Here is a 23,548-nt window from a genome sequence, read left to right as displayed (position 1 = left end):
CAATGAAGAATCTAAATGTATCCACAGAAACAGAAATCAGCGGCAGCCGGATCATCCTTGAAGCATTTCTTCAGGAAGGGGTAAAAACAATATTCGGATATCCGGGCGGAGCCATTATCCCAATCTATGACGCACTTTACGACTATAAAGATCAGCTTGAGCATATTCTGGTCCGCCATGAGCAGGGAGCAGTCCATGCAGCGCAGGGGCTTGCCAGAGTATCCGGAGAAGTGGGAGTGGTATTAGCGACAAGTGGTCCGGGAGCAACCAATTTGGTGACAGGATTAGCTGATGCCCTGTTGGATAATACACCTATTGTATGCATTACGGGACAGGTTTTTGATCATCTTCTGGGAACCGATGCGTTTCAGGAAATTGATGTCATGAATGTCACGAGCCCCGTTACCAAGTGGAATTATCAGGTAACCGATGCCGATGAACTTCCGGAAGTATTGGCGAAAGCGTTCTACATTGCAAGATCAGGAAGACCCGGCCCGGTATTAATTGATGTAACGAAAAATGCCCAGTTGCAAAAGGTGTTCAACAGAGGTTACACACCTTGTGATTCTTTGAGAAGTTACAGACCCGATCCGGTTCCCCATATGGATGCTATTGAAAAAGCTTCTTTTCTCATTAATAATGCAGAAAAACCATTCATCATTGCCGGACAGGGGATTATGCTGGGAAAAGCAGAGAGTGAGTTTTTACAGTTTGCTGAGAAATCAGGAATTCCGGTAGCATGGACGGTCTTAGGAATGAGTGCGATCCCAACGGACCATCCACAGTCTGTAGGAATGGTAGGAATGCATGGAAACTATGGTCCCAATATCCTTACCAATGAATGTGATGTATTGATTGCTGTAGGAATGCGCTTTGATGACCGTGTGACCGGAAGACTGGATCAATATGCGAAACAGGCGAAAATCATCCATCTGGATATTGACAAAGCAGAAATCAATAAAAATGTAAAAGTTGAGGTTCCCGTTCTCGGAAACTGCAAAGAAACCTTACCACTTTTAACACAGCTGATAGAACCGGGAGCGCATACGGACTGGCATCAAAAGTTTAAAGACTGCTATGAAATTGAACATCATCAGCTGATCAGCCACGAATTGTATCCTTCCGAAGGAGAAATTACAATGGGAGAAGTTGTTCGTCACCTAAACGAAATGACTAAAGGAGAAGCCGTGATTGTTACGGACGTGGGGCAGCACCAGATGGCTACCTGCAGATATTCAAGCTTTAAACATTCCAGAAGCAATATTACCAGCGGAGGATTGGGAACCATGGGATTCTGTCTTCCAGCTGCAATAGGAGCCGCTTACGGAGTCACCAACCGTCATGTTATTGCCGTGATGGGAGATGGTGGTGCACAAATGAATATCCAGGAATTGGGAACACTGATGCAGTATCAGCCTGATATTAAGATCTTGATTCTTAATAACTGCTATCTGGGAATGGTAAGACAGTGGCAGGAGCTTTTTCACGAGGAAAGATATTCCTCGGTAGATATTCAGAGTCCGGATTTTGTACAGGTAGCCAAAGGATATAAGATCCCGGGAAGAAAAGTGACGGAGAGAGAAGAACTGGAAGCAGGACTCAGTGAAATGCTTCGTCATAAAGGAGCCTTTCTGCTTGAAGTCATGACCGGGAAAGAACATAATGTTTTTCCAATGATTCCTCAGGGAAAAAGCGTATCAGAGATCGTATTGACCAACAATAAGACATAACAATTTAAATAGGAAAAAGATGAATTCAGAAAACAAGGAATACACCATAACAGCCTACACAGAAGATTATCTGGGGCTGATCGGCAGGATCAATGCTATTTTTTCAAGGAGAAGAATCTCTATTGTGAATTTTAATGCAGGGCCTTCCGATATTGAAAAAGTAAAAAAGTTTGTCATCGTTATCAGGGAAACTGAAGAATCTGTACAGAAGATTACCCGGCAGATGGAAAAACAGGTAGATGTTCTTGAGGTTCATTACCATAAAAATCCATACCTGACCGCAGCTGCACACGCAAGCTGAATAAAGCAACAATCAAATATCATTAACAACATATAAAAATTTAAAAAATGGCAAAATTGAATTTTGGCGGAGTAGAAGAAAATGTAGTAACAAGAGAGGAATTTCCATTAGATAAAGCTCAGGAAGTATTAAAAGATGAGATCGTAGCGGTGATCGGCTATGGCGTACAGGGGCCGGGACAGGCACTGAACCAGAAAGACAACGGGATCAATGTGATTGTGGGCCAGAGAAAAAACTCAAAATCATGGGATAAGGCTGTAGCAGATGGATTTGTACCCGGAGAAACCTTATTCGAAATAGAAGAAGCTCTGCAAAAAGGAACGATTATTTGCTATCTCTTGAGTGATGCGGCCCAGATCGAATACTGGCCGAAAGTAAAACAGCATCTTACTCCCGGAAAAGCACTGTATTTTTCTCACGGTTTCGGAATTACCTTTAATGAAAGAACAGGAATTATTCCGCCGGCTGAGGTTGATGTGTTTCTGGTTGCCCCTAAAGGATCCGGAACATCACTAAGAAGAATGTTCCTGCAGGATCGTGGATTGAACAGTAGTTTTGCTGTATACCAGGATGCCACCGGAAAAGCAAGAGAAAGAGTGACTGCATTGGGAATAGCTATCGGAAGCGGGTATTTATTTGAAACAGATTTTAAAAAGGAGGTGTTCAGTGACCTTGCAGGAGAAAGAGGAACATTAATGGGTGCCGTACAGGGAATATTTGCCGCCCAATACGATGTGTTGAGGAAAAATGGGCACAGTCCTTCCGAAGCATTTAACGAAACAGTTGAAGAACTTACACAATCATTAATGCCATTGGTTGCAGAAAACGGTATGGATTGGATGTATGCGAACTGCAGCACCACAGCACAAAGGGGAGCATTGGACTGGTGGAAACGTTTCAGAGATGCTACTTCCCCATTATTTGAAGAATTGTATGAAAGTGTTGCCAAAGGAGATGAAGCCCAGCGTTCCATCGACAGCAACAGCAAACACGATTACAGGGAAAAACTGGAAGTAGAACTGACTGAGCTTAGAGAAAGCGAAATGTGGAGAGCAGGGAAGACGGTCCGCAGTCTCAGACCAGAGAACAATTAATCACGAAAATAATGGAAGAAACATATCCTTCTGTTTTGGACAATGTCTATAAAGCAGCAAAAAGACTCAGAAATGTAGTGGTAAGAACACCTCTGGCTATTAATAATAACCTTTCCGGCATTTATGACGCGAAGATAAGCTTTAAAAGAGAAGATCTGCAGCAGGTAAGATCCTACAAAATCAGGGGAGCTTACAATAAAATGGCGGTGATGTCTTCTGAAGATCTTGCAAAAGGGGTGGTTTGTGCCAGTGCGGGAAACCATGCTCAGGGGGTCGCTTTTGCATGCAGTACGATGAAGGTGAAAGGAACTATTTTCATGCCTTTGCCCACGCCGGGACAAAAGCTGGAACAGGTGAAAATGTTTGGAGGAGATGATATAGATATTGTGCTTTACGGGGATACTTTCGATGAAGCTAAGGATGCCGCATTGAAGTTCTGTAAAGAGAACCAAGGGATATTTATTCACCCGTTTGATGATCAGGATATTATTAATGGCCAGGCTACGGCAGCGCTGGAGATTCTTGAGCAGTCGGATGAGTCCATTGATTATCTTTTTCTTCCAGTTGGAGGCGGTGGTTTGGCTGCAGGCGTTTGTTCTGTATTCAGAGAATTGTCTCCACATACGAAGATTATAGGAGTGGAGCCTTCTGCAGCGGCAAGCATGAAAAAGGCACTGGAAAAAGGTCAACCGGTGCTTCTTGAAAAAATAAGCCGTTTTGTAGATGGAGCGGCTGTACAGAAAGTAGGAGATCTTAATTTCGAACTCTGTAAAAATGTGCTGCACGATATGGCTTTAGTGGATGAAGGAATGGTGTGCGAAACTATTCTTTCCCTCTACAATAAAGATGCTGTGGTCGTGGAACCTGCCGGGGCTCTTTCTGTGGCTGCACTGGGAAAATATAAGGATCAGATCAGAGGAAAAAATGTGGTCTGTATCATCAGTGGCAGCAATAATGATATTACCCGGATGGAAGAGATCAAAGAAAAAGCTCTTCTCCACGCAGGGTTAAAGCATTATTTTCTCGTTAGATTTGCACAGCGTCCGGGAGCTTTGAAAACTTTTGTGATGAATGTTTTGGGGCCGAATGATGACATTACTTTTTTTGAATACACGCAAAAGAACTCAAAGGAGAAAGGAATTGCTGTTTTAGGAATTGGATTAAAAGATAGTGAAGATTTTACTCCGCTGCTCGATAACATGAAGAAATATGACTTTTTTGTCAATTATCTGAATAATGATCCGTCTTTGATGAATCTGCTTATTTAAAATGGTGTATGTATGGTGTTGGTTTATCGCAAAGACGCTATTTTTTTCATAGAATGCGTTGTTAAGGCGCAAGGATTTTATCTGTGATAAAATTTAATATTGTTGATTTGTTATAATGTTTGCTGAATATTGCTTTAGCCACTATAATCCGGCTTCGGAAAATGAAGCGTTAAGAAAATAAATGCTGTGAACGTTAAGAAAATTCTACTGTCCGAAGCGCGGGACTGTGACTGAAAACGAAGCAGAAATAATACATCCGCGCAAGTTTTAGAATTTTTAGAGAACAGGATTTATTTTTAGCGGAAGTTTCCAGGACTTGAATTTTTGATTCTTTTGTTTCAAGACAAAAGAATAATGTAGAATATCTGGCAGAATGTAAGCAATGGTAAAGCAATCTGAAAAATAAAGAATAAAGAGATTGCTTCGTCGCTGCGCTCCTCGCAAGAAAAGAAAAAGGGGGTTGGGGGGGCTGGGGGGCCCCCCGAAACTTTTATTTATCTCTCAAGCGTAAAATTAGAAATCACTTTTGGACGTTCAGCCTCATTGGCTACTTTCCAGGATGTCCTGTACATCCATTCCGTCATTTTATACAACTTTTTGTAATTGATATTTTCAGATTCATCCTGAGGGGTATGGTACTGGTCATGCAGTACGCTGGTGAAAAATACGGCTGGAATTCCAATTTTTGCATATGGTAAGTGATCGCTTCTAAAGTAGAAATATTCAGCGTGATTTGGAGAATCCCAGTCTTTCAGGTATTTGAATTTTGTACTTTCATTATTGGCGTCTTCTGCCATTCTTACCAGTTCCTCAGAGTTTTTATGCGGGGCATTTCCTCCCAGAAGAGCGGCTTCATTATTATCATTTCTGCCGATCATATCACCGTTCAGAACGGCTACGATTTTTTCTTTCGGAACGACCGGATGAGCAGCATGCCATCTGGAACCCAGCAATCCTCTTTCTTCCGCTCCATGGAAAACAAACAAAATGCTTCTTTTTCCGGGCTGTTTCTTGTAAGCTCTGGCCATGGCTAGCATGGCAACGCATGTACTGGCATTATCGTCGGCACCGTTGTAGATGGTGTCATTTTTCACAGGATGTCTGATTCCGTCATGATCCTGGTGACCGCTCAGCAAAACGTATTCTTCTTTAAGGGCAGGATCTGTGCCTTCAATTTTTCCGATGATGTTTACAGAAGGATATTTGTAGGTTTCTGTGATGAGGTTCAGCGCAATTTTAGGATTGTTTTTTACCCAGTCTGCATTTTCTCTCTTGATCCATACAACAGGAATATTATCCGTTATTTTCTCTCTCAGACCTTCCACGCCGTAGGTTCCTCTTGTCATTTGAGGAAGAACTTCAACCCAGCTTTTTTCAGAAATATCATCGGTGATGAAAATCACGGCTTTTGCACCCAGTTCAAGAGCTTTATTGTAATATTTTGTTCTTACAAAACCGGGATATCTTCTTACAAAAAGAGTCATTTCCTTGTTGATGTTTTTATCGGAGGCATTCACTGCAAGAACTTTTCCTTTGATGTTTAATTTGGAAAGCCCTTCAGGCTCTGTATTTCCTGCGTACACAATTTCAGTCTCAATCGCTGCATTGACGGGTTCTGCAACAAGAAAATCTTTCCAGAGCTTAAGGCTGCTGTTTCCAATTTTCAAACTACTTTGAGGGGTCACCTGATGCCTATACATATCAAAAAACTGGAAAAATGTACCATTGTCACCGGCGGGTTTCATTCCGGCTTCTTTGGCTTTGTCAGCAAGCCACATCGAAACTTTTAATTCATCTAAAGTTCCTGCTTCACGTCCCCAGAACTGATCTGCAGCCAGCTCATACATGTCTTTCCTTAAATCGGCTTCTTTGATGGCAGAAACTAAAGGCTTTTTATAATTCTGAGCAGTCCCAAAGCTGAAAAGGAAAATACTCAATAGAGAGAATATGTAGCTTTTATTCATTTAAAATTTTTAATTGAAGTTAGCCAATTTATCTGAGAACTGTTTTGAAAATTCTTTTCTGTCTTCCTCAAGTTTTTCCTGTTCTGCAGGGAGGATATAATTAAAAAGGACTTTATCTTCATTGTTAAGAAATATAATTTCCTTTTCATTACCATCGATCATCTGCGAGAAAATCTCCCACATTGAAGTGTCTTTTAGTTTTAATAATTCAAAAAACTGTTCCGCTTTTATTTCTATTCGCTGCATTTTTTGTTTTTATGTATTTATAAATATTATTTAAAATTCTAATAGTTTCAGTTTGAACTGGATGGCAAAATTCTGCTTGAAATTGGGAGTGGTGTAATATCCAACTCTGTAGAATAGTCCTAAATTAAAATAACTTGATAAGAAATTATTCCATTCCAGACCCACTTCCTGATACAGATGATCCAGTTTTCTGAATTTGAACTCATGATATTCCGGATGCTTCATATCTCCGATTGTTCCTCTCAGTACAAAATCAAAGCTCGAAATATTCTGTCCGAAACTTTTAAAATACAAAGGAAGTTTGTGGGTGAAATAATAGGCAACGAATTTATCATTGTAATACTTTCCGCCCTCCAGCGTTGCAAAACCCAGGTAAGACGTAAAGTTGAAATTAAAATCCTTTCTTGGAGAGGCCAGCCCATTCATTGTAAAATGTTTCCAGATAGGCGCTTCACCCAATACCATTCCGCCATACAACCTGAATCCGGTAGTTCCGAACATCGTTTTAAAATTGTGCACAAACAGGGCATCAAAACGCGTGTAATTGAAATCTCCTCCCAGAACTTTGTAACTCTGCTCATAGTTGAAATACAGCTCGGGGTATTTCTGATCGATGATGGATTTTCCCTGAGGAGTCATGATATTCGTAGAATTCGGTGAATATTTTAAGGTAAACAAGGTATTGAAATTATCAAACTCACCACCTTTCCCCCGGAATTCATAATCAAATTTAGCTTCTTCAACATTTCTTTTGGCTGCGAAAACCAGTGTAAGTCCGTTCGTAACATCGTTCAGATAGGATAGGGAAGCACCTCTGTAATGGTAGTATTTATCATTGTTGATGTTATTTCCGTAATTCATTGTTCTCATCTTGAAATTCCACAGTCGTCTGTAGAATTCTCCCGATGCCGTCACATCATTATAATATTCAGCTCTGAAAAATGAATTTTTATCCAGAGAGGTCTTTATATCAAGACCGATCCCATATTTCCATTTATCATCTTTGAAGCCGTACGCGAAATAATAATCCGGTGAAAAATAAGGATTAAAAGTTTCGTTAATCTTTGCCTTCAAACCTAATCTGAAGCCTTCATACAGGTTGTAGTTTACAATTTCATCTACTGCGAAATCTACAATTCCCATCCGGATCTGCCCATTGATAAGCCCGGTCAGGATTTTTGCTTTACTATCGATATTGTATTTTTTACCCAGACTGTCTATCGTAGTATATGTATTTCTTTCCCTTTCCGTCAGTGGATCGGTTCTGTATTGATCCAAAAGGTGTCCGTCTGCATTTTTTACCGAAAATGTATAGCCTTTAAAATCATTCTGGTTTTCCTCAATTGGCGACTTGAAGTCAAAATAGGTAGAAGTGAGAAAAGCATACGTCCCAAAACTGGTTCTATCCTTTTTCCCATGGTGCTCTTCGGTCTTTCCTTTGCCTTCCTCTTCCATGGCCACCCTGCTCATTCTCAGTTTTACTTTTTCCTGAGCCAGGAACCATTTGTTATTATAAAAAATCCAGGTACTCGTAATAATACCGTCGTTCTTGTTTTTGCTAAAATTTTCGATCTTCTCGATGCCGTAGGTTTCGGTATCTATATAGATCGCACCGTTGTATTTTCTCCTTTTATCTGGTTTTTTATAGTTCACCTCACGAAAACGGATCACGAAAGTTTTTCTTCCGTTCACTTCAATGGTATCCGAAAGAAAAAACCGGTAAAGCCCTCTGTTTTCCTGCTTGATCTGGTTGGGGATTTTATCTCTGTTGCTTTGCTGAATGGCGATCATTTCATAGATCGGCTGCTTCAGACCGGAAATCCGGTTGTCCAGGACATTAATCTTTTCACCATATTGTTTGGAATATAAAAATTCCTGCGCTCTTTCCCACAGAAAGAGTTTGCTTTTTGAAAAGATCTGTTTGGCGGAGATATTATTTAATGAATCTTTTTCCCTCTTTTTTTTGAAAAACTGAGTGTCATTAAAAAACTGATTAAACTGCGAAATACTGTCCTGGTCGATATCCAGAGATATTTTTTCGTAAGATTTAAAAGAATACGAGCCTAAACTTTTTGGCGAATTCTCCCTGAACAGCCTGTTCACCTTTTTAAGGATTTCCAAAGCCCGGGGATCACTTCGGTCTTCAATGATTACAGTTTCAATATCTGTTGTTTTTGATATTTTTTTCATCATCAAAACTTCCATGTCTGCCTCAACAGACGCCGTCTCGTTTTGATATTTTTCTGCCTGGATTTCAAGAGTACTGCAGGACGACTTAAATTCCAGGATGCCCTGGATATCTGTAAAGCCTAAGACCTTGCCATCACAGGATATTTTGGCGTTGGATATTGGTTTCTGGTCGGTTTCATCAATGACCTTAATCCTTGATTGGGTAAAACCAAAGAAGCTGATCATCAAAAACAATAAAACTAAAAACCTTTTCATGCAAGAATTAGGTCAAAAGTAGTAATATTTCTTGTGTTGGGAAAGTTTTTATGATTTGTTAATACATTGATTTCATCTAAGGTTCAGATAGAAAAAATAGAGAAAAAAAACTCCTGATATTTTCAGGAGTTTTGATGTTTTATGATAAAAGGATTATTCCTAAATATTCAAAGCTTTTTGGTAAGCATTTTCCAGGCCGTCAAGGTTTTTGCCTCCCGCTGTTGCAAAGCCCGGATTTCCGCCTCCGCCGCCCTGGATCTCTTTTGCCAGGTCTTTTACGATAGCTCCTGCCTGATAATCTGCTGCCAGATCATCAGAAACTCCAACGGTGATCATTGGTTTTCCGTCTGCATCGGAAAGAATAATCGTTACCGAAGATGGGATTTCTCTCTTCAGCTGGAATACAATGTCTTTCACAGAACCTGCATCCAGGGAAGTTTTCTTCACCAACAGCTGCTTGTTGCCTTTCTGCTCGTAAGCATTTTTCCATTCACCGATCTCACCTTTTGCTTTTTCCTTTTTAAGGGCTTCCACTTCAGATTTTAAAGATGTATTTTCTTCAATCAGTTTTTCGATAGATCTTACAACATCTTTAGACTTCAATAGTTGAGAAAGCTCATGAATCTGATTTTCCAGATTTTTAAAATATTCCTCAGATTTATCTCCTGAAATGGCTTCAATTCTTCTGATCCCTGCAGCAGCAGAACCTTCAGAAGTAATTTTGAAATGACCGATTTCGATTGTATTTTTTACGTGAGTTCCTCCGCAGAGCTCCTTAGAGCTTCCAAACTGGATCATTCTCACATTGTCACCGTATTTTTCACCGAATAAAGCCATAGCTCCTTTATCCAAAGCCTCCTGAATAGGAATGCTTCTGAACTCCTGTAAAGCAATGCTTTCTTTGATCTTGTGGTTTACTTTTTCTTCTACCAATGCCAGTTCTTCTTCCGTCATTTTATTGAAATGAGAGAAGTCGAAACGAAGATAATCAGGACCTACGTAAGAACCTTTCTGCTCTACATGTGTTCCTAAAACCTCTCTTAATGCCTCATGTAAAAGGTGAGTTACCGAGTGATTCGCTTGAGAATTTTTTCTGTCGGTCGCATTAACTTTAGCGTAGAAAACGGCCCCGGCATCTTTCGGAAGACCATTGATCAGGGAAATGATCAGTCCGTTTTCTTTTTTGGTTTCTAAAACTTCAAAGCTTTCAACGGCATTTTCCAGAATACCTTTGTCTCCCACCTGGCCACCGCCTTCTGGATAGAATGGAGAACTGCTCAGTACTACCTGATAAAATTCTCCGTCTTTGTTTTCTACTTTTCTGTATCGGGTAATATAGGTTTCAGACTCGATCTGATCATATCCTACAAAGTTTTCAGGTTTTGTTTCTAAAGTTACCCAGTCATACACTTTCTGAGCAGAATCAGCTTTGGAACGGAGTTTTTGCTTTTCCATTTCAACTTTGAATCCCGCTTCATCAATGGTAAGTCCTTTTTCTTCTGCAATAATTCTCGTTAAATCATCCGGGAACCCGTACGTATCATATAATTCAAAAACTTCTTCGCTTGGTAATACTTTTGAATTATCTGCAATAGTCTGCTGAATCAACTTTTCAACTCTGATCAGTCCGTTTTCAATAGTTTTTAAGAATGAATCTTCCTCACTTTTGATCACCTCGGAAACCAGTTTCCCCTGCTTTTCGATCTCAGGGAAGAAAGGTCCCATTTGCTCTTGAAGTACAGCAACAAGTTTGTAAAGGAAAGGTTCTTTCACTCCTAGGAATCGGTAAGAATAAGAAATTGCTCTTCTTAAAATTCTTCGGATTACATACCCTGCACCTCCATTGGAAGGAAGCTGTCCGTCAGCAATTGCAAAAGCAACCGCTCTGATGTGGTCTACCACAACACGGATTGCAATATCTTTTTCGTCTTCTAAAATTCCCGTATATTTTTTACCTGAAAGTTCTTCCACTTTAGCAATAAGCGGAGTGAAAACGTCGGTATCATAATTTGAAGATTTGCCCTGAAGTGCCATACACAGACGCTCGAAGCCCATTCCTGTATCCACATGCTGCTGAGGAAGTTTTTCCAAACTTTTATCTGCCTTTCTGTTGAATTCCATGAATACCAGGTTCCATACTTCCACTACCTGAGGATGGTCGTTATTTACCAGATCAAGTCCTGAAACTTTAGCTTTTTCTTCCTCAGTTCTAAGGTCAACGTGGATTTCTGAACACGGTCCGCACGGTCCGCTTTCTCCCATTTCCCAAAAATTATCTTTTTTGTTTCCATTGATAATTCTGTCTTCCGAAATGTGTGATTTCCAGAAATTGTAAGCATCCTGATCTCTTTCCAAATTCTCAGAAGTATCTCCTTCGAAAATAGTTACGTATAAATTTTCTTTTGGAATTCCGAATACTTCAGTCAATAGTTCCCAGGCAAAAGCAATAGCATCTTTTTTGAAATAATCACCAAAAGACCAGTTTCCCAACATTTCAAACATGGTGTGGTGGTATGTATCTCTTCCCACATCATCTAAGTCATTATGCTTTCCGGAAACTCTAAGGCATTTCTGTGTATCTGCAATTCTTGGTGCCGTAGGCGTTTTGTAGCCTAAGAAGAAATCTTTGAACTGTGTCATTCCTGAATTGGAAAACATAAGGGTAGGGTCGTCTTTCAGAACGATAGGTGCTGAAGGAACGATAAGGTGGTCTTTACTTTTAAAATAATCTAAAAATTTTTGACGTATCTCTTGTGATGTCATAGTATTGCTTTGCTTTTAAAACTATCAAATTTTTGATAAGATGCAAATTTAATGTTTTTAAGCGATTTGTAAATAATTTTATGCTATGTTTTGAATGGTGTAGGACGGGAAGTGTTTATATTTTGAGATTGCTTTACCTGTAGTTGCAATGACGATCGTAATAAAACTTTGTATATTATCATTTAACTTTTTATATTCGTTTTAATATTAAATAAAGCCTTGATAGATTTTTATGATTTCGAAGTTCAATATATAATGTTCTGCGCAATTGATAAAATGAGTTTTTATGATATTAAAGAATAAAAAATGACGAAAAATGAAGTGCTGAAAAGCTGGGTAGAACAGTATTCCGGGCCTCTTCTGAAAAGAGCAGCTTATCTGCTTTCAGATAAAGTGGAAGCAGAAGATCTGGTACAGGATGTGTTTTTAGCGGCCTATTCGTCTTATGACTCTTTTGAAGAAAAAAGCCAGCCGCTAACCTGGCTGACGGCTATTTTAAACAGAAAAGCTGCCGATTTTTACCGTAAAAAATATAAATCAGAACCGGAGATCAGGCTGGATCATTTTTTTGATGAAACAGGTTCCTGGAAGAATGACAGTGTTTTGAATGACTGGAATGCTTCGGATAAAGAGCCGGAGCTTTTGGATAATAATGATTTCAATAAAACGCTGGAAGATTGCATTGAGGATTTGCCCGCCAGATGGAAGATTCCGATGAAAATGTATTATCTTCAGGAAAAAAAAGCACCGGAAGTGAGTCAGGAATTGCAGATTTCTGCGACCAATCTATGGAAGATTCTTCAGAGAAGCAGAATGCAGCTGAGGGAGTGCCTTGAGGTCAACTGGTTTGCCAACTTATAACCATATCATAAAATGTTGAGAAAATTTATTCATATTCTGTTCCTGCCATGCAGCAAAGCTACAATGCTGATGGAAAAAAGGAATGCCAAAGCGATCTCCCAAAAGGAAGACTGGCAGCTTTCCATGCACATAAAGATCTGTAAATGGTGCAGAGCTTATGAAGAGAAACTTAAAATTTTGGATGATATTTTAAAACGTAAACTGTCTCAAAAAGAAAATACTGAAATTAATGATTCTGATATTCAGGGTGTTAAAAATAAAGTTTTAGAAAAATTAAATCTTTAGAAGAAATGCTGTCAGGATTTTGAAATGTTTCCGACTATACTTTTGACAATAATAAAGGATCATTCAAAATCTTAAAGACATGAACGGAACATTACAACTTAACGTAGAATCGCCGACGTACAAAACAGGATATTATATTTCGCTTTTTGGTGCCGCGTTTATTTTACTCTGGATTGGCGTATTTAAATTCACACCCACAGAAGCTGCTGCCATTAAACCTCTGGTCGAAAACCATTTCCTTACTTTTTTCGTATATAAAATAGCAGGCATCCAGATGGTGTCAAATGCTATCGGAGTGATAGAAATTATCATTGCTTTATTACTGATATTTAGTGTGAAATTTGCATCTCTAAGAAAGTATGCCGGAGGCGGGATGATTATGACATTTCTTGTAACACTGAGCTATCTGTTTACCACTCCCGGAATCTGGAAAATAGTGGATGGAGTTCCTGTCACAGATTTTTTTATTCTGAAAGATCTAATGCTTTTAGGATTTGGATTAATGATATTTCAAAAAAAATGAATACAAATAAAAAGATAAAAATGAAAAATATATTAATATTACTCGGAATGATTCTGGGAATAGGAGTATTTGCAATGAGTTGTGGAGATTCAAAAAAAATGAAATCCACTGAAACTAAAAGAGAAAATGAGACCATTATGGATAGTAAAAATGTAAAAGAAGTTTATTTTGCAGGCGGATGTTTCTGGGGAACAGAGCACTTTTTTCAACAAATTCGTGGCGTTGTAGCAACTGAAGTTGGCTACGCAAACGGAAATGTTAAAAATCCGACGTATGAGCAGGTGGTAAGTCATACGACAGGTTTTGCTGAAACGGTAAAAGTGAAATATGATCCTGAACAGGTTGATCTTAGGCTGCTGATTGATTTGTATTTTAAAACAATTGATCCGACGAGTTTAAACCAACAGGGAAATGACAGGGGAGATCAGTACAGAACAGGGATTTATTCTACAGATAAAGATACAGAGGCTATTGTAAAAGAAGAAGTTACGAAATTATCTAAGAATTTCAGCAAGCCGGTTGTAGTAGAAACAATTCCGTTGAAAAACTTCTATAAAGCGGAAGATTATCATCAGGATTATCTCGGCAAAAATCCGGGAGGTTACTGTCACATTGAACCGGGCCTTTTTGAAATGGCTAAAAACGCCAACCCGCTTCCCAAAGCAAAATACCAGAAGCAGGATAAAAAAGTATTGAAAGAAAAGCTGACTGCCGAACAGTATAAAGTAACCCAGGAAAACGCAACGGAAAGACCTTTCCAGAATGAATACTGGGACGAAACCCGTGAAGGTATTTATGTAGATATCACCACAGGAGAACCCCTGTTTATTTCAACAGATAAGTTTGAATCAGGTTGTGGATGGCCAAGTTTTTCAAAACCGATTACCAAAAAACTGATCGATGAGAAAATGGACAAATCTGCCGGAATGGTAAGAGTGGAAGTAAGAAGTAAAACGGGAGATGCTCACCTTGGACACGTTTTCACAGACGGTCCTGCAGATAAAGGAGGTCTTAGATACTGTATCAACAGTGCTTCGCTGAAGTTTATTCCTAAAGCTGACATGGAGAAAAAAGGCTACGGAGATTATCTCTCTCTGCTGGATAAAAAGTAATATGAAGACAGACCGCTGAAAGGCGGTCTTTTTTTTGATCAAAATGTAAATTTTTTGCGGATAGCGCGGATATTTGAGCACCCTTTTAATAATGAATTTGAAACCTCCTTTCCCTGATCAAAACAAAAAAGTGATCCAAAGGACCACTTCATTTTTAATTATTTAATCTTTAAATTTTCAATCTTAAAACCTACCAATCCCTTTTTCTCAGAATCCAGTAAGAACCCCCAATAAAGATTACAGACCAAATGATACACGCTATCATACTTTCTGTAGGATAATGAGCTTCATATTTTACCCCCATAACTTTGATTATATTTAATCTCATCAGGGGATTCGGGATTAAATTTGACATGCTTTCTAAAGGCAAAAGATTGGTGATGAAGAAATCATTCTCAAGAACTGCTTTTCTTTGTGCCCCTTGCATTCCTGTTAATTTCTGGTAAGCTTCGAGCCCTGCCAAAATCTTTTCAGCAACCCAGTATGCGAAGAAACCAAGAAATACAAACATAGATTTTCTCAGTAATACAGAAAGGAACATCAGGAAAGAGAAGAATGTAAACAGCTTTACAAAATAATTTCCGATATAGTAAACCTCTGCATAAATTTTTGAAGCATCAGTAACCTTGGAATACTGGTGTCCCAAAAACATAGTAATGATAAACACAATCAATGTGGAAACTGTTGTAAAGATGGTAATCGTTAAAAGCTTTGAACTTATAAATTCCTTTCTGCTCAGTCCGTCGATCGTATTTTGCTTAAACATTCTGTTGGTAAATTCCTGGGAGATTGAAAAAACAATAATTAATCCAAGAAAGATCTTTAGCAAAGCGACAATCCAGGTGGTGAAATTCCAGATCTCCGGGAAATTATAAATGCCCTCTTCTTTTAAATTAACAGTTCCTCCGAAAACATTCAGATCCACCAGCCCGATGAAAAGAAGAGCGATGAGAATGGCGAAATATAAGATTGTGAAAACCTTGAACGGTTTGTAATTCAGGTTTTTATAATATTCTAATTTTAATAGTTTAAGCATGGGTATTCGTGTTTTTTACAAGTTCAAGGAATTGAGACTCCAGAGACAGTTTTTTCTTCGTTAAATGAGAAAGATAAATCCCTTTTTCGGCAAGCTTCTGATTTAAAGTTGAAGCAGAAATAGAGGCATCATCGCGAATCTGGGCTTTGATGATCTCACCGTCTGCTTTCACAGCACTGAACCACTCCAATTCTTCCAAAGCATTTAAAAGAAGTGTATTGTTGTCCGCCTTTAGCTCAAAATATCCGTTGTTAGCCGTTATTTCATCCACCCGTCCGCAATAAATGGAATTTCCTTCCTTCAAAACAATAACGTGGCTGCAGATCTTTTCAATTTCGTCCAGAAGATGACTGGCAATGATAATAGTGATACCCTGCTTGGCAATTTTGCTGATGATATCTCTGATCTGGATAATTCCTTCAGGATCCAGTCCGTTGGTAGGTTCGTCAAGAATCATCACCTCCGGATTATTCAGCATGGCTGATGCTATGGACAGACGTTGCTTCATCCCCAAAGAATATGTTTTGAAAGCATCTTTTTTCCTTTCCAAAAGACCAACAGTTTTCAGGACTTCATCAATTCTTGTGTGAGGAGTTCCTTTGATTTCAGCGACGATCTTCAGATTCGTTTCAGCATCCAGATACGGATAAAAATTAGGCTGTTCTATAATAGCTCCAATCTTTTTCAAGGTATCCGGATCCGTTCCTTTCTGCCCAAACCAATACCAATCTCCGCTGGTTGGATTGATCGTAGATAACAGCATTCCGAATGTCGTGGATTTTCCGCTCCCGTTTGGTCCTAATAAACCATAGACATTTCCTCTTTCTACATCAAAAGAGATATTGTTGACAACAGTTCTCTTGAATTTCTTGGTTAAATTCTTTACTGATAAAATTTTTTCCATGTAATTTGTTTTACATAGTAGTAGTCTATGTAATTAAGGGATTGTTACAGCGTTATTGTTTTTTTTAGATAATATTTTAGCCAAATACCAAAACTCACTGTAACAAGATTCACGGTCTTATTGTTTTATAGATGTAACTATTTTTATGGAGTACAGACCTATTGAGGAAACTATCACAACAAAAAAAACAAACTATGAATATTATGAAATGGATAAAAAGACTGTTAATGGCCTTGCTTTTAATCGTCATCCTATTACTAATTACCGGATTTATTTTTGAAAAAATATCCCGTTCAATAGCTGAAAAAATCCAGCCGGATGGCCAGTTTGCAGAAGTTGAAAACCATAAAATACACTATTTACAGGAAGGAAAGGGCGGACCTACAGTCGTTTTCGAAACAGCTTTCGATCCAGCGGGTCATCTGCAGTGGTATCATATCCAGAAAAATCTTCCGAAAACCTATACTACATTTTCTTATGACAGATCCGGGATTCTGTGGAGTGAGCGAGGAACAAACCCTAAAACAGGCGAAAAAATGGCAGAAGAACTTCATACGCTTCTAGAAAAATCAAAAGCCCCGAAGCCCTATATCCTTGTCGGACATTCCTTCGGGGGAATGCTTACCCGGTTCTTCGTACAAAAATATCCGGCGGATGTAGCAGGAGTGATATTGGTAGACAGCCAATATCCGGCAGATGAAAAATACCTGTCACCTGAAATGCATAAAATGGTAAATCAAGGGCTTCCGGGAGGATTTCTCCAGTTTGCAAATACTTTCGGTATGGTAAGACTTATGTTTGAAAATATGTTTCCGGCCACGACTGAGTATAAATTCCAAAACTCTGTGATGCCTGCGCTGCTTTACAAAAGTGCTGATGCTACCCTGGAAGAACAGGACCATATGAAATCTATTAAAGCTGAAGCTGCTGCCATCAATTCTTTTGGCTCAATTCCTTTGTGTGTAATTACAGCAGGTGATAAGACAAGATATAATACCTTTATTAAAGATCAGAAATTAAAAAACGAAATGCTTCAAGCGTGGGATAAAATGCAGAAAGATTTGCTGAATTTATCTACCGACAGTAAACAGATCATTGTACCAAAAAGTGGGCATTATATTAATCAGGACCAGCCGAAGATCATAGAAGAAGCTGTAAACGATATGGTTAAAAAAGTTACGGTTAAGTAAAAGGCTCTTGCTTTCCTGTTTTTCTTCTTCATAAGACCAGGGTGGGTTTATGTTAAACTTTAATATATTTTCCCATAGATTTTAAGATTAAAATATTAAATTTGATAGAATTAATCGGTAGTTTATGAAGTTAATTGAGTTAGCTAAGGAGCTTAATGTTTCAGCAGAAGCCATCAAACAGTTTATCCAGGATTTTGATCTTGAGCTGGGGGTATGCATCAGTACAAACTTTGAAGTAAAGAAAGATTTCGAAAAGTTTGCCCGTGAAAACCTGGACTTTTTAAAGCTTTATGAAAAAGATCTGGACAAAAATAAAACCCTGGAGCAGATCGCTGAGGTGATCAATCAGCCCAAAGAAAAGATCGAAGAAGCGATTAAAGAAGGAAATCCCAATATTTTTGATAACGGCTTTTTCCGTTCCTCAATCTCAAGTTATGGTATAGATAATAAATTGGGTGGCAATTATCAGTTTGTCTATGATTATTTCGGGCAAAAAACGACTCTTCAACATAGAGATTTTATCGGATACAGAGACTTATTCTTTTATATATCGGCTGTTTTAGAACCATTCTTAAATCCTCAGCAGATCAAAGATTGGGGCATTCACAAACCGGCAGGCATTATTCTGTACGGGCCTCCCGGCAGTGGGAAAATATTCTGGGCGACCAAAATCTCCGAGATTATCGGATATCAATTTAAAGAAGTCAAAAAACATTATTTGGGAACCTCTTTCATAGACGGAAATAAAACCAACTTCAATGATTTTCTGCTCACCATGATGAAAGAAGAAAAAGTTCTGCTTTTTCTTGACGATTTTGATGAGATTATGATGGAGAGAAAAGCGGAAACAAACCTTGCTTCCTGTAATCTGGAAACCCAGGAATTAATCCTGCATTACATCGGGAAATTTGAAAAAGAAGAGCTGTTGATGGTGGGGTCCGCCAATTCTGTTTCGGAGATTGACGAAGAAATTCTCGCTCCGGGAAGATTTGATGTGATGATTCCTATATTCCCTCCCAATGCTGCAGAGCGTTCAGAGATTATTCTGTATGCGATGACCAGAGAGCTTGAAGAAGATTCTCTTTTGTATAAAATTCTTAAAAATAACAAAGCCGATAAAGTTCCGTTCTGGCATGAGATTTCATCTAAAATGAAGGCATTCAGCAATACAATGCTCATTGATTTTACGCAGAGTCTGAAGAAACGTCTTAAAAACCGATATCAGCAGACCAAAAATGAAAATCTTAAGATCGATCAGAAACTTTTGGAAGCAGCGCTGAGAGATGCTGCCGGAAAGCTGACCGGGGAGTATCTGGATCAGGTCGCAAGATTCCTGGCAGATGCTGTGATCAATAATTTCGACGAATTTAAATTCAGGATTCAGGCTCTGAAAAAAGAGCTGGATACTTATAAAGCCGTTGAAGAGCCAAGAAGAGCAATCGGTTTTCAGCATAATGGTGAAGAGGGACATGATCCTGAAAAAGGGTAATGCGGGATTCGGGTTTGAGAGTTTTTAGTGTGGGAAAGTTTTAGAGTAAGAGAGCTTGAATGCGATAACGTTTGAGGATGGAAATCTTTAATCTGAAATTTGAAATCCGATATCTTGGCTCTTGATTCTTGACTCTTGGTTCGGATCTTTAATTAACATACATACATTCTACATTGTACAAAAAATGAACAGCATCTGGGAACTGGAAACCTTTTACAGAAAAAGAGATATGGTCATCATCGGATCAGGGTTTTCCGGGCTTTGGACTGCTATATCCATTAAGGAAAAATATCCTGAAAAATCTGTTTTAATTATTGAAAGAAATACCGTTCCGCTCGGAGCTTCAACTAGAAACGCAGGTTTTGCCTGTTTTGGAAGCTTAACGGAAGTCATTGCCGATTCCGGCAACATGGGCTGGGAAAAAACACTTGCTCTTGTTAAGATGAGGTTTGAAGGGCTCCAGAAGATTAGAAAATATTTTAAGGACAGTGAAATAGATTTTGAGCTCAATGGAGGCTATGAAATTCTAAATAATGATGAACCTTTACAACAATTAGATATGGTCAATGAAAAGCTGAAAGAGATAACCGGTCTCGAAAAAACCTATTTTCTTAACCAGAAGAAGATCGAAGAATTCGGTCTTGGGAAATCTAAGTTTTTGGTAGAAAATCCCTGCGAAGGAAGTCTGCATTCCGGAAAATTATTGCAGAAGCTTTTAGAAAAATGTAATGAACTGAAAGTCGAATTCCTGTTTGGAACAGAAGTGAAAAACATTGATGAGAATACAGGAGAAATCGAGATATGTCTTTCGGAGAATCTTTCTGTAAAGTCGGATCAGATTATTTACTGCACGAATGCTTTCAGTGCAAAGTTTCTTGAAAAAGAGGAAATTATTCCGGCACGGGGACAGATTCTTTTAACCGAGCCAATTGATGGATTAAAGCTCAGAGGGACATTCCATTATGACGAAGGATTTTATTATTTCAGAAACCTTGGAAACAGGGTTCTCTTAGGCGGCGGAAGAAATCAGGATTTTAAAACCGAAGAAACAACCGTTTTTGAAACCACAGAATTTCTACAGAAACATTTGGAAAACTTTTTAAAAGAAGTTATTTTACCAGGGCAAGACTTTAAGATTGCGCTCCGCTGGTCTGGAATTATGGCTATGGGTTCAGAAAAAATACCGATTGTAAAACAGCTTTCAGAAAGGCAGTTCTGTGCCGTAAGGCTTTCAGGAATGGGAGTGGCTTTGGCTCCGGAAATAGGGGAGATGGTGGCTGAAATGATTTGATAGAAGATGGGAGGTTGCCAATGGTGAATTTTACCTAAGTGAATGGTCTATGGATGAATTGTAAATTAAATAAATGATATTAATCCAATAATATTAAGCAACATGTCTTACATATCAAACTCATACCTACATATCAAACTCATACCTAAGAATTCTCCCACACTAGAACTCTCAAACCCATTCCAACTCACAAAAGAATTCCGTATTTTTGCATAAAATAACAAATTCGTGATCAACAACGACCAGATAAAAGAAGTTCAGTCCAGAATTGGCGACTTATATAAATACCTTCAGATCGAAAAAAAGAAGATAGAAATAGCGAATGATGATGAAAAAACCGCTGCACCCGAATTTTGGGACAATCCAAAAGAAGCCGAAGTATTTCTGAAGCAGTTACGTTCCAAAAAAAGATGGGTAGAAGATTATGAAGAGATCAGTACCCAATTTGAGGACCTGCAGGTTCTTGCAGAATTTGCCAAAGAAGATCCGGACTCTGAAAAAGAGCTGGATGAAACATTTCCACAGCTTGTAGAAAAAATAGAAGACCTGGAATTTAAAAATATGCTTTCCAATGAAGGAGATGAGCTTTCTGCTGTTCTTCAGATTACTGCAGGAGCCGGAGGTACGGAAAGTTGCGACTGGGCTTCGATGCTGATGAGAATGTATACCATGTGGGCAGAAAAACAAGGCTATAAAATCCGTGAGCTTAACTATCAGGAAGGTGAGGTAGCCGGAGTAAAAACCGTTACACTGGAAATTGATGGTGAATATGCCTTCGGATATCTGAAAGGTGAGAACGGGGTACACAGGCTGGTAAGGATTTCCCCTTTCGACAGCAATGCAAAACGCCATACCAGTTTCGTTTCAGTATATGTTTACCCTTTAGTGGACGATACCATTGAAATTAACATTAATCCTGCCGATATTTCATTTGAAACGATGAGGTCTTCCGGAGCTGGGGGACAGAACGTCAACAAGGTAGAAACTGCCGTACGTCTTCGCCACGCACCAACCGGAATTATTATTGAAAACTCAGAGTCGCGTTCCCAGCTTCAGAACAAAGAAAAAGCCATGCAGCTCCTTCGTTCAAGACTTTATGAAATGGAGCTTGAGGCGCGTATGAAAGCAAGAAACGAGATAGAGGCCAATAAAATGAAAATAGAATGGGGAAGCCAGATCAGAAACTACGTGATGCATCCGTATAAACTGGTGAAAGATGTTCGTTCCGGTCACGAAACTTCAGACGTGGATTCCGTCATGAACGGAAATCTTACGCCATTCCTGAAAGCTTACCTCATGGCCGATGGTACCGCTGTTTCAGACGATGATATGGACTTGTAAAATATCATGTCCTTATTTTAGTTAAAATCTTATAATTAATTTTTGTTTAAGACTTTTTACGCTTACTTTTGTTGTTAATCGTTATATATGGAAGATTTCAATAGCTGGAGAGATTTACTGAACCCCGAGTTTTATATCAAAATGGGTGGGTTCTGGCTTATTTTATTTATTGTTTTTGCTGAAACAGGTCTTTTTGTAGGATTTTTCCTGCCCGGAGATTCATTACTGTTTGTGTCAGGAATTTACGCTGTTGAAATTATCAAAGAGACTTTTGGCTCCACTGGGAGCGACTTTTTAGATACGACTATTCTGGCTTCCTGTGTAGCACTTGCTGCTATTATTGGGAATGAGGTTGGATATTATTTTGGAGTGAAAACAGGTCCCGCTTTATATAAAAAGCAGGATACCATGCTGTTTAAGAAGAAATACCTTTACCAGGCCCACGACTTTTTTGAAAAGCACGGAGCACTGGCGATCATCATGGCCAGATTTTTGCCGGTGGTAAGAACCTTTACTCCAATTGTTGCGGGTATTGTGAAAATGGACAAAAAAGAATTTTTAAGAGATAATATTATCGGCGCAGTTCTTTGGTCATTCATCCTCATCTTTGCCGGACATTATCTGGACAAGCTTTTCCAGGAGCAGTTCGGAATCAATTTAAAAGAGAAACTGGAACTGATCATCATCATCATCGTATTAGTAACAACACTTCCGGTAATCATCAAATTTGTTTTTGGGAAGAAAGAAGACTTCTCTAAATACGAAGACAAAGATCCTGAATAAAAAATATAAAACAATATAGATAACCTGTCTTTTCGGCAGGTTATTTTTTTATCCATTCCAGAATATTCGGATAGATAATGCTGTCTCTTTTTATTTTGCTGAAAAATCTCGGGGCGTGACCTGTTCTTTTCATAAAAACAAGTTTATGGGGTACATTCTGTTCGGTAAGCACAGAATCCATGGATAGTCCCTGATGCTGATTCACCAGAAAGTCATTATTACCCTGAAAAAGTAATGTGGGAACGTTGGATATATTGGCAATCGGACTCGCTTCTCTAAATGCTTCAGATATATTTTTACGGTCAAATTTTGTTCCTACCACTTTCTGGAAGGTTGGAGAAGTATATTTTGAATAAAATGATTTCAGGTATTCCGGGCTGTAAAAATCCGTCGGACCGCTCATTGAAATAATTTTTTTGATCTGTTCAGGATGTTTGTATCCGTAGAGTAGGGCAAGATGACCGCCGGCACTTTCCCCAAGCAGAATATAATTATTGGGTTGAAGCTCTGCTTTTTCAGCCAGGGAATTAAACTTTTCAATAGCAGCGCCAATATCCTCCAGCTGCTGCTTATAAGTGATATTTTTACGCTTTGAAACAAGCCTATAATTCATATTGATGCTCGGAATCTTATGTTCAAAAAGCATTTTCTGCACCTGGATCATGTGTTCCTTTTTCCCCAGAGTCCAGGCACCGCCATGTACAATAAGTACTACAGGTACATCTTGTGCATAATCCAAAGGAAGGAAAACGTCCATTTTCTGCCTTTTATGCTCCCCGTATTTTAAATTATATATTTTCTGCTGTCCGCCGGTGCCTACCCAAACCCTGAATTTTGTATTGCATGACTGCAGCACGAAACTAAGGCATCCTACAACAAAGAAATGGTATCTCAGAATGAGCTTTTTCATTAATTAAAATTA

The 23,548-nt window shown here is 38.8% G+C and carries 20 protein-coding genes; 13 read left to right on the top strand and 7 right to left on the bottom strand.

Annotation, left to right across the window (positions count from 1 at the left end; genetic code table 11):
• Nucleotides 1-2: 2 nt before the first annotated feature.
• The 4 genes from ilvB to ilvA are packed head-to-tail and all read left to right on the top strand — an operon-like array spanning nt 3 to nt 4,393.
• On the top strand, nt 3-1,730 hold the full coding sequence (gene ilvB, locus ACTJIV_RS09640) for a biosynthetic-type acetolactate synthase large subunit (protein ID WP_440627102.1): 1,728 nt from the start codon (nt 3-5) through the stop codon (nt 1,728-1,730).
• A 19-nt stretch (nt 1,731-1,749) separates the two neighbouring features.
• Nucleotides 1,750-2,031, top strand: a complete 282-nt coding sequence (locus ACTJIV_RS09635; RefSeq protein ID WP_111956172.1) for an ACT domain-containing protein — start codon at nt 1,750-1,752, stop codon at nt 2,029-2,031.
• Between the two features lie 47 nt (nt 2,032-2,078).
• Complete coding sequence (gene ilvC / locus ACTJIV_RS09630) at nt 2,079-3,125, top strand: ketol-acid reductoisomerase (RefSeq protein WP_072922848.1); 1,047 nt, start codon at nt 2,079-2,081, stop codon at nt 3,123-3,125.
• A gap of 11 nt (nt 3,126-3,136) precedes the next feature.
• Nucleotides 3,137-4,393, top strand: coding sequence for a threonine ammonia-lyase IlvA (ilvA, locus tag ACTJIV_RS09625; protein ID WP_440627559.1), 1,257 nt, complete (start codon nt 3,137-3,139; stop codon nt 4,391-4,393).
• Between the two features lie 494 nt (nt 4,394-4,887).
• On the opposite strand, the gene ACTJIV_RS09620 is transcribed toward ilvA, so the two are convergent.
• The 4 genes from ACTJIV_RS09620 to alaS all read right to left on the bottom strand — a co-directional run bounded on the left by ACTJIV_RS09620 (nt 4,888) and on the right by alaS (nt 11,811).
• On the bottom strand, nt 4,888-6,357 hold the full coding sequence (locus tag ACTJIV_RS09620) for a M20/M25/M40 family metallo-hydrolase (protein WP_440627100.1): 1,470 nt from the start codon (nt 6,355-6,357) through the stop codon (nt 4,888-4,890).
• A gap of 9 nt (nt 6,358-6,366) precedes the next feature.
• Nucleotides 6,367-6,603, bottom strand: a complete 237-nt coding sequence (locus tag ACTJIV_RS09615) for a hypothetical protein (RefSeq protein ID WP_111956178.1) — start codon at nt 6,601-6,603, stop codon at nt 6,367-6,369.
• 30 nt (nt 6,604-6,633) lie between these two features.
• The gene (locus tag ACTJIV_RS09610; RefSeq protein WP_440627098.1) at nt 6,634-9,048 is read right to left on the bottom strand and encodes a hypothetical protein; all 2,415 of its coding nucleotides are present in this window, start codon (nt 9,046-9,048) and stop codon (nt 6,634-6,636) included.
• 159 nt (nt 9,049-9,207) lie between these two features.
• Nucleotides 9,208-11,811, bottom strand: coding sequence for an alanine--tRNA ligase (alaS, locus tag ACTJIV_RS09605; protein ID WP_440627096.1), 2,604 nt, complete (start codon nt 11,809-11,811; stop codon nt 9,208-9,210).
• Between the two features lie 306 nt (nt 11,812-12,117).
• Here alaS and ACTJIV_RS09600 point away from each other — a divergent pair, with 306 nt between their 5' ends.
• The 4 genes from ACTJIV_RS09600 (at nt 12,118) to msrB (ending at nt 14,592) form a co-directional block, all read left to right on the top strand.
• Nucleotides 12,118-12,672 carry a sigma-70 family RNA polymerase sigma factor gene (locus ACTJIV_RS09600; RefSeq protein ID WP_440627094.1) on the top strand — a complete coding sequence of 185 codons (555 nt, stop codon included), beginning with the start codon at nt 12,118-12,120 and terminating at the stop codon, nt 12,670-12,672.
• Nucleotides 12,673-12,684: 12 nt separating this feature from the next.
• Nucleotides 12,685-12,957 carry a hypothetical protein gene (locus tag ACTJIV_RS09595; protein ID WP_223558654.1) on the top strand — a complete coding sequence of 91 codons (273 nt, stop codon included), beginning with the start codon at nt 12,685-12,687 and terminating at the stop codon, nt 12,955-12,957.
• Nucleotides 12,958-13,036: 79 nt separating this feature from the next.
• Nucleotides 13,037-13,480: a DUF417 family protein gene (locus ACTJIV_RS09590; RefSeq protein ID WP_223558655.1), complete on the top strand. Its 444-nt coding sequence runs from the start codon at nt 13,037-13,039 to the stop codon at nt 13,478-13,480.
• 20 nt (nt 13,481-13,500) lie between these two features.
• Nucleotides 13,501-14,592 carry a peptide-methionine (R)-S-oxide reductase MsrB gene (msrB, locus tag ACTJIV_RS09585; RefSeq protein ID WP_440627091.1) on the top strand — a complete coding sequence of 364 codons (1,092 nt, stop codon included), beginning with the start codon at nt 13,501-13,503 and terminating at the stop codon, nt 14,590-14,592.
• 190 nt (nt 14,593-14,782) lie between these two features.
• Here msrB and ACTJIV_RS09580 read toward each other — a convergent pair whose 3' ends face one another.
• Nucleotides 14,783-15,628, bottom strand: a complete 846-nt coding sequence (locus ACTJIV_RS09580) for an ABC transporter permease (RefSeq protein ID WP_440627089.1) — start codon at nt 15,626-15,628, stop codon at nt 14,783-14,785.
• Nucleotides 15,621-16,532 (bottom strand): ABC transporter ATP-binding protein, encoded by a 912-nt coding sequence (locus ACTJIV_RS09575; RefSeq protein WP_440627086.1) that lies wholly within the window; start codon nt 16,530-16,532, stop codon nt 15,621-15,623. The genes ACTJIV_RS09580 and ACTJIV_RS09575 overlap by 8 nt, the downstream gene beginning before the upstream one ends.
• Nucleotides 16,533-16,735: 203 nt before the next feature.
• Here ACTJIV_RS09575 and ACTJIV_RS09570 point away from each other — a divergent pair, with 203 nt between their 5' ends.
• The 5 genes from ACTJIV_RS09570 (at nt 16,736) to ACTJIV_RS09550 (ending at nt 22,626) form a co-directional block, all read left to right on the top strand.
• The gene (locus ACTJIV_RS09570; RefSeq protein ID WP_440627084.1) at nt 16,736-17,722 is read left to right on the top strand and encodes an alpha/beta fold hydrolase; all 987 of its coding nucleotides are present in this window, start codon (nt 16,736-16,738) and stop codon (nt 17,720-17,722) included.
• A 124-nt stretch (nt 17,723-17,846) separates the two neighbouring features.
• The gene (locus ACTJIV_RS09565; RefSeq protein ID WP_440627082.1) at nt 17,847-19,211 is read left to right on the top strand and encodes an AAA family ATPase; all 1,365 of its coding nucleotides are present in this window, start codon (nt 17,847-17,849) and stop codon (nt 19,209-19,211) included.
• Between the two features lie 184 nt (nt 19,212-19,395).
• A complete protein-coding gene (locus ACTJIV_RS09560; RefSeq protein WP_440627080.1) occupies nt 19,396-20,502 on the top strand; it encodes an NAD(P)/FAD-dependent oxidoreductase in 1,107 nt (368 codons plus the stop codon).
• 228 nt (nt 20,503-20,730) lie between these two features.
• Nucleotides 20,731-21,843, top strand: coding sequence for a peptide chain release factor 2 (gene prfB, locus ACTJIV_RS09555; RefSeq protein WP_111956201.1), 1,113 nt, complete (start codon nt 20,731-20,733; stop codon nt 21,841-21,843).
• An 87-nt stretch (nt 21,844-21,930) separates the two neighbouring features.
• A complete protein-coding gene (locus ACTJIV_RS09550; protein WP_111956203.1) occupies nt 21,931-22,626 on the top strand; it encodes a DedA family protein in 696 nt (231 codons plus the stop codon).
• A 40-nt stretch (nt 22,627-22,666) separates the two neighbouring features.
• Here ACTJIV_RS09550 and ACTJIV_RS09545 read toward each other — a convergent pair whose 3' ends face one another.
• On the bottom strand, nt 22,667-23,536 hold the full coding sequence (locus ACTJIV_RS09545; protein ID WP_336380018.1) for an alpha/beta hydrolase: 870 nt from the start codon (nt 23,534-23,536) through the stop codon (nt 22,667-22,669).
• Nucleotides 23,537-23,548 lie beyond the last annotated feature (12 nt).

Origin of the sequence: Chryseobacterium sp. 22532 (genome assembly GCF_052044665.1) — a bacterium.
Lineage (GTDB): Bacteria > Bacteroidota > Bacteroidia > Flavobacteriales > Weeksellaceae > Chryseobacterium > Chryseobacterium lathyri.
Note: the sequence above shows the minus strand (reverse complement) of the source record. Positions and strands in the feature narration are given on the sequence as shown.

Excerpts from the sequence above, each read along its gene's own strand:
- ilvB (WP_440627102.1), top strand. The coding sequence starts at position 3 with ATGAAGAATCTAAATGTATCCACAGAAACAGAAATCAGCGGCAGCCGG.
- ACTJIV_RS09635 (WP_111956172.1), top strand. The coding sequence starts at position 1,750 with ATGAATTCAGAAAACAAGGAATACACCATAACAGCCTACACAGAAGAT.
- ilvC (WP_072922848.1), top strand. The coding sequence starts at position 2,079 with ATGGCAAAATTGAATTTTGGCGGAGTAGAAGAAAATGTAGTAACAAGA.
- ilvA (WP_440627559.1), top strand. The coding sequence starts at position 3,137 with ATGGAAGAAACATATCCTTCTGTTTTGGACAATGTCTATAAAGCAGCA.
- ACTJIV_RS09620 (WP_440627100.1), bottom strand. The coding sequence starts at position 6,357 with ATGAATAAAAGCTACATATTCTCTCTATTGAGTATTTTCCTTTTCAGC.
- ACTJIV_RS09615 (WP_111956178.1), bottom strand. The coding sequence starts at position 6,603 with ATGCAGCGAATAGAAATAAAAGCGGAACAGTTTTTTGAATTATTAAAA.
- ACTJIV_RS09610 (WP_440627098.1), bottom strand. The coding sequence starts at position 9,048 with ATGAAAAGGTTTTTAGTTTTATTGTTTTTGATGATCAGCTTCTTTGGT.
- alaS (WP_440627096.1), bottom strand. The coding sequence starts at position 11,811 with ATGACATCACAAGAGATACGTCAAAAATTTTTAGATTATTTTAAAAGT.
- ACTJIV_RS09600 (WP_440627094.1), top strand. The coding sequence starts at position 12,118 with ATGACGAAAAATGAAGTGCTGAAAAGCTGGGTAGAACAGTATTCCGGG.
- ACTJIV_RS09595 (WP_223558654.1), top strand. The coding sequence starts at position 12,685 with ATGTTGAGAAAATTTATTCATATTCTGTTCCTGCCATGCAGCAAAGCT.
- ACTJIV_RS09590 (WP_223558655.1), top strand. The coding sequence starts at position 13,037 with ATGAACGGAACATTACAACTTAACGTAGAATCGCCGACGTACAAAACA.
- msrB (WP_440627091.1), top strand. The coding sequence starts at position 13,501 with ATGAAAAATATATTAATATTACTCGGAATGATTCTGGGAATAGGAGTA.
- ACTJIV_RS09580 (WP_440627089.1), bottom strand. The coding sequence starts at position 15,628 with ATGCTTAAACTATTAAAATTAGAATATTATAAAAACCTGAATTACAAA.
- ACTJIV_RS09575 (WP_440627086.1), bottom strand. The coding sequence starts at position 16,532 with ATGGAAAAAATTTTATCAGTAAAGAATTTAACCAAGAAATTCAAGAGA.
- ACTJIV_RS09570 (WP_440627084.1), top strand. The coding sequence starts at position 16,736 with ATGAAATGGATAAAAAGACTGTTAATGGCCTTGCTTTTAATCGTCATC.
- ACTJIV_RS09565 (WP_440627082.1), top strand. The coding sequence starts at position 17,847 with ATGAAGTTAATTGAGTTAGCTAAGGAGCTTAATGTTTCAGCAGAAGCC.
- ACTJIV_RS09560 (WP_440627080.1), top strand. The coding sequence starts at position 19,396 with ATGAACAGCATCTGGGAACTGGAAACCTTTTACAGAAAAAGAGATATG.
- ACTJIV_RS09550 (WP_111956203.1), top strand. The coding sequence starts at position 21,931 with ATGGAAGATTTCAATAGCTGGAGAGATTTACTGAACCCCGAGTTTTAT.
- ACTJIV_RS09545 (WP_336380018.1), bottom strand. The coding sequence starts at position 23,536 with ATGAAAAAGCTCATTCTGAGATACCATTTCTTTGTTGTAGGATGCCTT.